Raw genomic sequence first — 11,665 nt, forward strand, 5'->3', positions numbered from 1 at the left:
GCATTGATGAAGTTGGGGGAAAGGAAGACGGCATGCGTGTGCTGATCGTCAAGGTCTCGTCGCTTGGCGATGTGCTGCACTGCACGCCGATCGTGGCGGACATCCTGCGCGCGCATCCGGACGCCGAGATCGACTGGGTGGTCGAGGAGGGCTTCGCCGGCCTGGTGCGCATCGTGCGCGGGGTGCAGGGCGTGATCCCGTTTGCGCTGCGGCGCTGGCGCAAGTCGCTGGGCTCCGGCAAGACGTGGGGTGAGGTGGCGGCGTTCCGCCGTGCGCTGCGCGCCAAGCCGTACGATGTTGTGCTCGATACGCAGGGGTTGATCAAGACGGCGTTGGTGGCCGCGCAGGCCCGCCTGATGCCCAACGGCTTTGTGGCCGGGTTCGGCAACCGCACGGAAGGCGCCGGCTACGAGCCGCTGGCGCGCCTGTTCTATCAACGCAAGGTCCACATGGAGCCGCGTGTGCACGTGGTCGAGCGCTCGCGCCGTCTGGTGGCCGAGGTGCTCGGCTACACGCTGCCCGACACCATCGATTTCGGCCTGCAGCCGCCGGCCGCGCTGCCGTTCACGTTGCCGCGTCCGTACGTGGCACTGGTGCACGCGACGTCGCGCGCGGACAAGGGGTGGCCACAGGCGGCCTGGGTGGATGTTGCCCGCGAGCTGCTGGCGCGCGACTACGCGCTCGTCCTGCCGTGGGGCAGCGAGACCGAGCGCCGCACCAGCGAGGCCATCCGTGAAGCCATCGTCGCCGCGGTGCCGGGCACGGTGGGGCGCGTGGTGATTCCGCCGCGCATGTCGCTGCCGGAGGTGACGACGTTCCTCGATCTGGCGACGGCGGTGGTGGGCGTCGACACGGGCCTCGTGCATATCGCCGCCGCGCTGTGCAAGCCGACCGTGGCGCTCTACAACTTCTCCACGTCGTGGCGCACGGGCGGCTACTGGACGCCCCAGGTGCACGATCTCGGCAGCACCGAGGCCCATCCGACCAGCGCCCAGGCGCTCGATGCGCTGCGCGCGCTGGGTGTGCTCTGATGCTGCGCATTCTCTATCGCTGGCTCTGGCGCATCGCCTTGCCGTTCGCGCTGCTGCGCCTGTGGTGGCGCGGCCGCAAGGAGCCCGGTTATCGCCAGCATATCGGCGAACGGCTGGGCTTCTATCCGCCGCGCGCGAACCCGGATCGCCCGCTGCTGTGGGTGCACGCCGTCTCTGTCGGCGAGACGCGCGCCGCGCAGCCGCTCATCGATGCGTTGCTGACACGCTTTCCCGAGCACGATGTGCTGCTGACCCACATGACGCCGACCGGCCGCCGCACCGGCGCCGAGTTTGCGGCGCAGCGCAATGGCCGCGTCATCCAGGCGTATCTGCCGTACGACCTCTCGGGCGCCGTCGATCGTTTCCTGCGGCACTTCCTGCCGCGCCTCGGCCTGCTGATGGAAACCGAAATCTGGCCGGTGCTGATCGAGCGTGCCTACCATGCGGGCGTGCCGATGGTGCTGGTCAACGGCCGGTTGTCCGCGCGCAGTCACCGGCGCACCGCGCGCCTGGGCGAGGCGGCGCGCGAGACCTACGCGCAGCTCGCCGCCGTGCTGGCGCAGACGCCCGATGATGCTGATCGCTACCGTTCGCTCGGCGTGCCGCGCGTGCGCGTGACGGGCAACCTCAAGTTCGACATCACGCCGCACGTCGATCAGATCATGGCCGGCCGCGCGTTGCGCGAGGCGCTCGCCGGGCGCGCCGTGTGGGTGGCTGCCAGCACGCGCGAAGGCGAGGAGCCCTTGCTGCTCGACGCGTGGCATGCGCATCGCGCACAGCATGCGGGGCGGCGTCATCCGCTGCTGATCCTGGTGCCGCGCCATCCGCAGCGCTTTGACGAAGTGGCGCAGTTGGCCGAGCGCATCGGCTTCCGCGTGGCGCGGCGCAGTGCGCTGTCGTTGTCGGCGGCAGGCGTTTCCAGCGGCGCCGATGCGCTGGAGGCCGACATCCTGCTGGGGGATTCGATGGGCGAGATGGCGCTGTATTACGCCGCCGCGCAGGCTGCCTTCATTGGCGGCAGCCTGTTGCCGCTGGGCGGCCAGAACCTGATCGAGGCCTGCGCGGTCGGCACGCCGGTGGCGATCGGCCCGCATACGTTCAACTTCGCGCAGGCCACACGCGATGCGGTGGGCGCCGGTGCGTGCATCCAGGTGGACGATGCGGCCTCGGCCGTGCGCGTGATCGACACGTGGCTGTCCGATGCCGACGCGCGCGAGACCGCCTCGCGCGCGGCACTGGCGTTTGCTGCCACGCACGGGGGCGCGACGGCGCGCACGGTGGAGGCGGTGGCCGCGCTGGTGTTGCCGACGTTGTAGCCGCGCGCAGGGGCGCCACGAAAACTGCGAACTCATGACGTGGATGGCTGACTAATCCGCTTCGCGTCGTTTGCAAACCGTCACCGTTCACAACCCGTTCATGTCACACCCCGACCGTTCCAAGCCCAGCCTGCTGCACACGCCGCGCCGCGTGGTGCTGGTTGCAGCAGCCCTGGCGGCGCTGACGGCCGCCACCATCATCGGTGCCGGCTGCATGACGCCCACGGTAACCAGCAAGCCGGCCGCTGCCCCCGTGGCGGCCGTGCCCGCTTCCGCGCCGGTTGCCGCAGCCTCCAGCCCGGCCGCGCCGACACCTGCGCCCGCCGCCGCACCTGTCGCCGCCACGCCCAACGCTGGTCAGGCCTCGCCGGCACAGGCGCAGGGCGAGGGCCGTTCGCGCTTCGTGCTGGTGCGCTGGCAGGAGTCTGGCGCCGCGCCCAAGGAGCTGCCCTCCGCTGAAGAGGAAGGCGCAGACCCCGCCAACCAGCCCCTCTTCATTGAATTCAGCGCCGGCCTGGAAGCGGCCAGCGGCGTGGCCTCGGGTTACGCCGGCTGCAACCGCTTCACGGGGCCGTATGAGAAGCTCGTCTCGGGCATGCGCTTTGGCGCGCTGGTGGCAACGCGCATGGCGTGCGACCCAGCCCGCATGCAGCTGGAGACGGATTTCCTGGAGGCGTTGAAGTCGCCGCTGGCGACCGTTGGCATGCAGCCATCGCCGGCGGGCAAGCAGGGCCGTCAGGTGGTCTGGAAGACCGCCAGCGGCGCGCTGCTGCAGTTTGCCGAGCGGCCTTTGTCGGCACCGTCGCAGCCCGGCCAGTCGCACTGACGTCGCGTCAGCGCTTTTTCTGCGTGGTTGCCGGGATCTTGGTGGTGGCGACCGGGCGAGGCAGGGCGGTGATGCTGTCCGCGGCGTTGGCGGTCAGCAGCGTGTTGACCTGCACCACGTCCGCCTCGCTCAAGGCGCCTGCGGCAGATTTCAGCCGCAGGCCATTGACGATGGTGTCGTAACGCGCGCGTGCCAGATCGCGCCGGGCCTGGAACAACTGTGCCTGCGCGTTCAGCACATCGGTGCCGATGCGCACGCCCACGCCGTAGGCGAGCTGGTTGGAGTCGTACGCCGTGCGCGCCGACACTTCCGCCGCCTCCAGCGCCTTGACCTGCGCCAATCCCGCAATCACGCCAATGTAGGCCTGCCGCGCGCCTTGCTCGGCGCCGCGACGGGCAAACTCGAGATCGCTCGCGGCCTTGGTCTCCAGCGCGATGTTTTCGCGCACGCGCGACTGGATCGCGCCGCCCGCAAAGATCGGGATCGACACCTGCACGCCGATCTGCGAGCTGTCAAAGCGGGCGCCGCCCGGCAGCGACGGCAGGTACTGGTTGCCGCTGGCATTCGTATGGCCGGTCTGCGCGACGAGGTCGACGGAGGGCAGGTGCCCGGCCTTGGCCTTGTTCACGTCGTGCGCGGCGCTTTGCAGGTTGAACTGCGCCAGCGCCACCTGCAGGTTGCCGGTGCGCGCCTGATCCACCCAGCGCTCTTGCACCGTCGGCTCCGGCTGCGGCAGCGCCACACCATCGCGCACGCCCGCCAGCCGGCCGATGGGCTCGCCAGTGATCTGCTTGAGCGCCGATTGCTTGACCTCCAGGTCGCTCTGCGCGGCGATGACGGTGGCGTCAATTGCATCGCGTCGCGCCTGCGCATCGTTCGCATCGGTGATGTTGGCGTTGCCGACGTCGAAGTTGCGGCGTGCCTGCTCGTACTGCTGCTGGATCGCATCGCGCTGCGCGGTCGCGAGCTGCAGCGTGTCCTGCGCGTTGAGCACGTCGAAGTAGGCTTGCGCGGTGCGCGTGATCAGGTCCAGCTGGGCCTGCGCGAGGCTGGCCTCGGCGGCGGCGGCGGCGATTTCGCCTTGCTTGTAGGTCTCCCACCGGTCCCAACGGAACAGCGGCTGCGAGAGCGACAGCGTCCAGCCCGTCGACGAGAAGGTCTTGTTGAAGTCGACTGGCGCGTTCTGGTCGAAGATGACGCGGGTCGAGCTCCACGCGCCGCCGATCTGCGGCAGGAGGCCGGCGCGGCCTTGCGTGAGCTTCTCGCCCTGGGCGAGCGACTGCGCGCGCGCCGAGGCGAATTGTGGATCGTTTGCCAGCGCGGCACGGTAGGCCGACAGCAGATCGGCGGCGCCCGGCGAGGGCGTTTGCGCCCACGCGAACACCGGCACCAGCGAGCAGCACAGCACAACAAGCGAACCGCGTGCGGCCATCCGCGCGCGGCTACTGCGAGCAACACTCATAAAGCCCCCAGACGAGGAAAACGTCGGAAGGCAGCGCGGGCGCGTAAGGCGGCGCCCGGCGGCTTCCCCAATCAGTACGTCGCCATCTGCGGGTCCACCTGGCCAGCCCAGGCGTGGACGCCGCCTTGCAGGTTGAACACGCGTGCCGGGTCAAAGCCCGCACGCACGATCAGGAACTGCGCAACCTGCGCGCTGCGCCCGCCGTGGTGGCAGATGCAGACGATGTCTTGGTCAGCATTCAGCTCGCCTGCACGCAGCGGGATCTCGTTCATCGGGATGTGCGTGATGCCGGGCAGGGCGCAGATCTGCACTTCCTCCGCCTCGCGCACGTCGAGCAGGACGGGCTGCGCGCGCGATGCGTCGGCGAGCCATTGGGCGAGGGCGGTGGGAGCGAGCTGTTGCATGATGATTGGGGAGAGCCGGGGTGGGTCAGAAGCGGAACTGCGACGGTGCGGGCACGCCCACCAGCGGCGTCACGTAGGTCTCGAACAGGTTGCGCGTCTGGTATTCGGTGTTGGAGATGCGCGTGATGAGCTGCGCTTCCATGACCGGCGCCGTGCCGACGAAGATCGACAGGCGGCCGCCCACCTTGAGCTGCTTGAGCAGGGCTTCCGGCACAGCCTGCACCGAACCCGATACGCAGATCACGTCGTACACTTCTTGGCCCCAGCCTTGCGCGCCGCTGGCCTCGACCACATCGACGTTGGTCACGCCGTTGCGGGCCAGGTTGTCGCGGGCGAGGGTGATCAGCTCGGGCACGATGTCCAGCGTGGTGACGTGGCGGCCGCGGTGGGCCAGCAGCGCCGCCATGTAGCCGGAGCCCGCGCCGATTTCCAGCACGTCTTCGTGCTTGCGCACGGTCAGCTCCTGCAGCACGCGGGCTTCCACGCGCGGGGCCAGCATGTTCTGGCCGCCGGCCAGCGGGATTTCCATGTCGACGAAGGCCAGCGCGCGGTAGGCCTCGGGCACGTAGTGCTCGCGCTTGACCACCGCCAGCAGGTCGAGCACGTCGAGATCGAGCACGTCCCACGGACGGATTTGTTGCTCGATCATGTTGAACCGGGATTTTTCGATGTCCATGGGCATGCCTTCCATGCGGAGCGAGTGATGCGAATGAGGGTTTGACGACAAACCCGGCATTTTAGCAAGTCCGGAGGACATTCCGGCAGCGATCGTCATGATTCGGTGTCTCCGCTGGCGGGGGCATCGCTTGGGTGCGGCGTACGCCACGGCTGGGCGGTCAGCGGCGGGGGCGGCGGGGCCACGATGCCCGGCACCGGATTGCGCAGCAAGCCGTGCAGCATCAGCGAGACCACGTGGGTGACGAAGGCCTTGGGCTCCAGCGGCCGCGTCGCGCAGGGGCCGAAGGAGTGCTTCCACATCATCAGGAACAGCATCGGCGCGGTCATGGCCAGCGTGGTCATGTCCACGTCGGTCTGGCGAAACTCGCCGCGCGCCCCGCCGCGTGCCAGGATGCGCGCGAACAGGCGGTCGCAGCGCTCGATGACTTCCTCGTTGTAGTACTGGGCCAGGTCGGGAAAGTTGCCCGATTCGGCCATCAGCAGCTTGGTCAGGCCCGAGGCGGGCGATTCACCGATCAGCTCCCACCAGCCCATCAGGATCTCGTGCAGCAGCGCCTCGCTGGTGCCATCGAACGTGTCGATTAGGGCTTCGCCCTCGGCCAGTGCGGGCACCAGGTTCTCCTGCACCACGGCCTTGAACAGTTCTTCCTTGTTGGCGAAGTACAGGTAGACCGTGCCCTTGGACACGCCGGCGGCCGAAGCCACGTCTTCCAGGCGCGTGGCCGCATAGCCGCGCGCCACGAACAGGCTGAGCGCGGCCGCCACCAGCTCCTGCGGGCGGGCTTCCTTGCGGCGGGTCCAGCGTTTGGCGGAAGAATCGGATTCGCGATCGGTCACGGCGGGTGCGGCTCAGAGTGGAATCAATGGACGGGTGCCACTGACTCGCGGATAACTTACTTTCCGGTCATTAATGTACGCATGCCGCATGGGTGGGTCAAGCGGCATCGGAACCGTCAATCGGAATTGGCCTCGAATGTGCTGGTGCACAATAGCGGCTTCAACTAGGAAACTTCGCTCTGACGGCCATGGATTGCCGACCCCAATGTGGCGCGTGCTGCATCGCGCCCTCCATCTCCAGCCCGATCCCCGGCATGCCGCATGGCAAGCCGGCCGGCGTGCGCTGTGCGCAGCTGGATGCAGCCAACCGCTGCCGCATCTTCGGCCAACCGGAGCGCCCAGCGGTGTGCGGTAGCCTCCAGCCCGAGCCCGACATGTGCGGCGGCACGGCCGCGCACGCCATGCACTTCCTGACCCGACTCGAAATCGCCACTGCGGCGCATTGAACCGCTTATGCCTGACATCGCCCCCACGCCCCCCTCGTCGTCCATGTCGCCCAAGCCTTCGCTCCGCCTGCGCTGGTGGGGCGGGGCGGCTGCCCTGGCGCTGGCCATTGCCGTGGTGCTGGTCGCCTGCATGCCGGCCGGCTGGACCGGTAACGGCTACACCTTCTCGCGCGGCCAGATGCAGGAAGCACTGGCGCGCAAGTTTCCGTTCCAGCGGCGCTTCCTGGGCTTCTTCGACGTGACGCTTACCAACCCGCAGATCACGCTGGACCCGGCGCGCAACCGCATCGCCATCCAGACCGATGCACAGGTGGAAAGCGGCCTGTTCCGGCAACCATTGACCGGCCCGCTGGCGGTGTCGAGCGGCCTGCACTATGACGCGCCCACGCGCTCGATCCGTCTGGACCAGCCCAGCGTTGATCGCTTCGACCTGCAGAATGTGCCGGGCGGCCTCGGCCCGCAGATCAGCGCGATTGGCTCACTCGTCGCGGGCCAGTTGCTCAACGACTACGCGGTCTACACCTTCAAGCCCGAGCAGCTGCAAGTGGCGGGCATGGCGGTCGAGCCCGGTACAATCACCGTTTTGCCCGAAGGCGTACACGTCCAGGCCAAGCGGCCGTAGAACCGATTCACGATCCTACTGCGCGACCCGATCTTGGCCCTGCGATGCTCGCCGTACCCATGTACGGCTGCGCTTCTCGGGCCAACCTCGGGCCGCTCGCTATGGATCGTGAACCGGTTCCAAGACGCGGCGGCCAACGCGTTTTCCCCTTTCGTTTCCACCCGCCCCCTCACTGCATGGACATTGCACTCGCCATCAAAGCGCTGATTCTCGGCATCGTCGAAGGTCTGACCGAATTCCTCCCCATCTCCAGCACGGGCCACCTGATCCTGGCCGGCCAGCTGCTCGACTTCAACGACGAGAAGGGCAAGATTTTCGAGATCGTGATCCAGTTTGGCGCGATCCTGGCGGTGTGCTGGGAGTTCCGCCACAAGATCATCGATGTGATCAAGGGCCTGCCGAACGACCCGCGCCAGCAGCGCTTTGCCATCAACGTGATCGTGGCGACGATTCCCGCCATCACGCTGGCGTTGATCTTCGGCAAGGCAATCAAGGCGCATCTGTTCAACCCGATCGTGGTGGCGTCGGCGTTCATCATCGGCGGCTTCGTGATCCTGTGGGCCGAATGGCGCGAGCGTCATCGTGGCCAGACGCACGATCCGCGCGCCAACGCGCTGCTCGAAGCCGCCAAGGCCGGCGCGCCGCGCATCGAGACGCTCGATGACCTGCGCATCTCGGATGCCATCAAGGTCGGCCTGGCGCAGTGCTTTGCGCTGATCCCGGGCACCTCGCGTTCGGGCTCGACCATCATCGGCGGCCTGTTGTTCGGGCTGTCGCGCAAGGTGGCCACCGAGTTCTCGTTCTTCCTGGCGATCCCCGTCATTTTCGGGGCGACGGTGTACGAGTTGTATAAGTCGCGCGCGCTGCTGTCGGCGGATGATCTGTCGATCTTCGGCATCGGCTTCGTGGCGGCGTTCATCTCGGCGTTCTTTTGCGTGCGCTGGCTGCTGCGTTTCATCGCCACGCACGATTTCCGCGGCTTCGCGTGGTACCGGATCGTGTTCGGCGTGATCGTGCTGGTGACGGCGTACACGCATCTGATTGCCTGGCAGGCCTAAGCCACCAGCGATTTCCCTAGCTCGGCGCGGGCTTTCGCGCCGTCTGCACGATCGGGCGGATTCGGACACACTGGCGGTTTCTTCCGCCAGCCGCTGTCAGACGCTACCAGCTGAATCCCCCGATCATGAGTGCACTCTTCCAGCCTTTCTCCCTGCGCGGGCTCGCGCTCGACAACCGCATCGTTATCTCGCCGATGTGCCAGTACTCGGCTGACCACGGCCAGGCGACGGCGTGGCACCAGTCGCATCTGGGCAGCCTGTCGCTCTCGGGCGCCGGCCTGCTGATGATCGAGGCGACCGCCGTGTCGCCGGAAGGGCGCATCACCAACGGCTGCCTGGGCCTGTGGGACGACGCGACGGAAGCCGCGCTGGCGCGCACGTTGGCCGCCATCCGCCAGAACTCGCTGGTGCCGATCGGCATTCAGATCGCCCACGCCGGGCGCAAGGCGTCGAGCGCGCGCCCGTGGGAGGGTGGCGCACTGCTGCCGCTCGACGCGGGCGGCTGGGAGACGATGGGCCCGTCCGCGCTGCCGCAGCGCCCGGAAGAACGTGCGCCGCGCGAGATGGCCGAGGCCGATCTCGCCCGCGTGCGCGATCAGTTCGTCGCCACCGCCCGCCGCGCGGTGCGCCTGGGCTTGGCAGCCATTGAGCTGCACGCCGCGCACGGTTATCTGCTGCACGCGTTCCTCTCGCCGATCGCCAACCAGCGCACCGATGCCTACGGCGGCTCACGCGTGAACCGCATGCGCTTTCCGCTGGAGGTGTTCGATGCCGTGCGCGAGGTGGTGCCGGAGCACATCCCGGTGGGCGTGCGCGTGTCGGCCAGTGATTGGGTGGAGGGCGGCTGGACGCCGGAGGATTCGGTGGTGTTTGCGCAGGCGCTGCGTGCGCGCGGCTGCGACTGGATCGATGCGTCGTCGGGTGGCGTGTCGCCGCTGCAGCAGATTCCGCTGTCGACCGGCTATCAGGTGCCGTTTGCCGAGAAGATCCGTCACGAGGCGGAGATCCCGACCATCGCCGTCGGCCTCATCAACGAGGCGCACGAGGCGGAGGCCATTGTTGCTGAAGGGCGTGCCGACCTGGTCGCCGTCGGCCGTGCCTTCCTCTACAACCCGCACTGGGCTTGGGCCGCGGCGGCCGAGCTGGGCGCGACGGTCAAGGCGCCGCCGCAGTATTGGCGCGCCTTCCCGCGTCACGCCAAGAACCTCTTCGGCGAGACGCATTTCGGCGCGCGCTAATTCACGCCAGGGCGCGCCGGCGTGGTCAGGCGCGCTTGCGGAAGACCACGTCCCACACGCCGTGCCCCAGGCGCAGGCCGCGCTTCTCGAACTTGGTGACGGGGCGGTAGTCGGGGCGCGGCGCGAAGCCGTCGGCGGTGTTCTCGAGCTGCGGCTCGGCGGACAGCACTTCGAGCATCTGGTGGGCGTATTCCTCCCAGTCCGTCGCGCAGTGCAGGTAGCCGCCCGGTTTCAGGTGGGCCGCCAGCTTGGCGACGAACGGGCCCTGGATCAGGCGCCGCTTGTTGTGGCGCTTCTTGTGCCACGGGTCGGGGAAGAACACGTGGATGCCATCCAGCGTACCCTCCGGAATCATCTGCGCCAGCACTTCCACCGCATCGTGCGAAACGATACGGATGTTGCCGATTTCGCGTTCGCCGATCAGCTTGAGCAGCGCTCCAACGCCCGGCTCATGCACCTCGACGCCTAGAAAATCGTCGTCCGGGCGCAATTGCGCGATGTGCGCGGTGGTTTCACCCATGCCGAAGCCGATCTCGAAGATGCGCTTGGCGCCAGCGCGGCCGAAGGCGGCGTCCCAGTCCAGCGGCTCTGTGGTGTAGGGCAATTGGAAGCGCGGACCGAGTTCATCGATGGCACGCTGCTGGCCGGTCGACGTACGGCCGGCGCGGCGCACGAACGAGCGGATGCGACGCGGGTGGCCGGTTTCCGCACCGCTTTCGGCGCTCTCTGCGGTATTGGTGTCTTGCGATTCCGGCGTGATGTCGTCGGGGCCGGTGCCCGGCTGTTCGATGGGCTGCATGGAGATCCCGTGCCGGTTGCCCGTCGATGGAGCGACGGGCGCGCAGGCAACAAAAAAGCCGCCGAGGGCGGCTTCAGACTGTTCGGTGGAGCGGGCGATGGGAACAGAATCCGCCCTCTAACTCGTTGATTTACAACGAATTTGTCAGGTTTCGTCCACGTGCGTGGACTACTTTGTGGACTAATTTTCGCACACTTGCCGTCGAAAGGCACGTGGCACGTCCACCGAGGGCCAGGATGATCTACTGAAAGCTACCACGCGCGGGCGGTGTCGCCAAGGCGTGGCAGGCCGTGGCCAAGAGCACGCAGCCCACCGTGCGCGCACTGCGCAGCGGGGCTGTTCTGTTGCGGATGAGCTGTCGCGCGCTCGAAGCCCAGATGTTTTTTTCATCTGACAGCAGACGCCGAAGGTCTGAAGGCGACTCTATGCGCCCTACCGCCCTCGCGAAACCGCCCACGCAACCCCCGAACCCTGCGGTGATTCAGCTCAGACGCGAACGGTCAGAGCGGCTCTCGTTGCGGCCAGCGGAACAGGCAGATCAAATTCGTCTTTCGCAATTCTTGTCCCTGCCTAAAAACTGCTCTCCATCAGTTTTCTCGCTGGCCAGGCACTCTGTGTTCCCAGCATAAGCAAATGCTGCCCGGATTGGGAGAGGGGCAACGACGGATCGGTTGCGCATTCGCGACCACCGAATGTCGATTTGCGTGAGCAGGTCGCCCCCTCTGTTACAGCCTATCGGTCGGCCTAAGTCTGCGTCGCTTCCAGCGCCGCGCGTTCTTCCTTTGAGGAAAAGAAATGTCCTGAGTTGGCGTCGGTTGGGGAGGAGGTTTTTGCACATGGACAAGGCACGCGCTTCGGGCTCCCGCACCAAGGTCGCATATCACCCCATTGAGGCAGCCATACATTGGTCCGGCCTGTCTCGATTCGAGCGACGCATCCTCGATCTGA

12 protein-coding genes are annotated in these 11,665 nt (G+C 67.5%); 7 read left to right on the forward strand and 5 right to left on the reverse strand.

Annotation, left to right across the window (positions count from 1 at the left end; translation table 11 throughout):
• Positions 1-32 precede the first annotated feature (32 nt).
• The 3 genes from waaC (at position 33) to QZ609_RS04420 (ending at position 3,173) form a co-directional block, all read left to right on the forward strand.
• Entirely contained in the window at positions 33-1,031 is a 999-nt protein-coding gene (gene waaC / locus QZ609_RS04410) for a lipopolysaccharide heptosyltransferase I (protein WP_295491593.1), read from the forward strand.
• Entirely contained in the window at positions 1,031-2,347 is a 1,317-nt protein-coding gene (gene waaA / locus QZ609_RS04415) for a lipid IV(A) 3-deoxy-D-manno-octulosonic acid transferase (RefSeq protein ID WP_295491596.1), read from the forward strand. Before waaC ends, waaA begins: the two co-directional genes overlap by 1 nt.
• A 100-nt stretch (positions 2,348-2,447) precedes the next feature.
• On the forward strand, positions 2,448-3,173 hold the full coding sequence (locus tag QZ609_RS04420) for an META domain-containing protein (protein ID WP_295491599.1): 726 nt from the start codon (positions 2,448-2,450) through the stop codon (positions 3,171-3,173).
• A 7-nt stretch (positions 3,174-3,180) separates the two neighbouring features.
• Here QZ609_RS04420 and QZ609_RS04425 read toward each other — a convergent pair whose 3' ends face one another.
• From QZ609_RS04425 to QZ609_RS04440, 4 genes are all read right to left on the reverse strand, one after another.
• A complete protein-coding gene (locus tag QZ609_RS04425; protein WP_295491601.1) occupies positions 3,181-4,605 on the reverse strand; it encodes a TolC family outer membrane protein in 1,425 nt (474 codons plus the stop codon).
• A 101-nt stretch (positions 4,606-4,706) separates the two neighbouring features.
• Positions 4,707-5,039 carry a rhodanese-like domain-containing protein gene (locus QZ609_RS04430; protein WP_295491603.1) on the reverse strand — a complete coding sequence of 111 codons (333 nt, stop codon included), beginning with the start codon at positions 5,037-5,039 and terminating at the stop codon, positions 4,707-4,709.
• 25 nt (positions 5,040-5,064) lie between these two features.
• The gene (locus QZ609_RS04435; protein ID WP_295491605.1) at positions 5,065-5,715 is read right to left on the reverse strand and encodes a protein-L-isoaspartate O-methyltransferase; all 651 of its coding nucleotides are present in this window, start codon (positions 5,713-5,715) and stop codon (positions 5,065-5,067) included.
• Between the two features lie 95 nt (positions 5,716-5,810).
• Positions 5,811-6,554 (reverse strand): TetR/AcrR family transcriptional regulator, encoded by a 744-nt coding sequence (locus tag QZ609_RS04440; RefSeq protein ID WP_295491607.1) that lies wholly within the window; start codon positions 6,552-6,554, stop codon positions 5,811-5,813.
• 188 nt (positions 6,555-6,742) lie between these two features.
• Between QZ609_RS04440 and QZ609_RS04445 the strand changes: the two genes are divergently transcribed.
• From QZ609_RS04445 to QZ609_RS04460, 4 genes are all read left to right on the forward strand, one after another.
• A complete protein-coding gene (locus QZ609_RS04445) occupies positions 6,743-7,000 on the forward strand; it encodes a YkgJ family cysteine cluster protein (protein ID WP_295491611.1) in 258 nt (85 codons plus the stop codon).
• Positions 7,001-7,007: 7 nt separating this feature from the next.
• A complete protein-coding gene (locus QZ609_RS04450; protein ID WP_295491614.1) occupies positions 7,008-7,622 on the forward strand; it encodes a DUF1439 domain-containing protein in 615 nt (204 codons plus the stop codon).
• A gap of 176 nt (positions 7,623-7,798) precedes the next feature.
• Positions 7,799-8,680 carry an undecaprenyl-diphosphate phosphatase gene (locus tag QZ609_RS04455; protein WP_295491617.1) on the forward strand — a complete coding sequence of 294 codons (882 nt, stop codon included), beginning with the start codon at positions 7,799-7,801 and terminating at the stop codon, positions 8,678-8,680.
• 125 nt (positions 8,681-8,805) lie between these two features.
• Positions 8,806-9,918: an NADH:flavin oxidoreductase/NADH oxidase gene (locus QZ609_RS04460; RefSeq protein ID WP_295491621.1), complete on the forward strand. Its 1,113-nt coding sequence runs from the start codon at positions 8,806-8,808 to the stop codon at positions 9,916-9,918.
• Positions 9,919-9,943: 25 nt separating this feature from the next.
• Here the strand turns inward: QZ609_RS04460 and trmB are convergent, their stop codons facing one another.
• Complete coding sequence (trmB, locus tag QZ609_RS04465) at positions 9,944-10,717, reverse strand: tRNA (guanosine(46)-N7)-methyltransferase TrmB (RefSeq protein ID WP_295491624.1); 774 nt, start codon at positions 10,715-10,717, stop codon at positions 9,944-9,946.
• Positions 10,718-11,665: the final 948 nt, after the last annotated feature.

Source organism: uncultured Ralstonia sp., from assembly GCA_913056305.1.
Classification (GTDB): Bacteria; Pseudomonadota; Gammaproteobacteria; order Burkholderiales; family Burkholderiaceae; genus Ralstonia.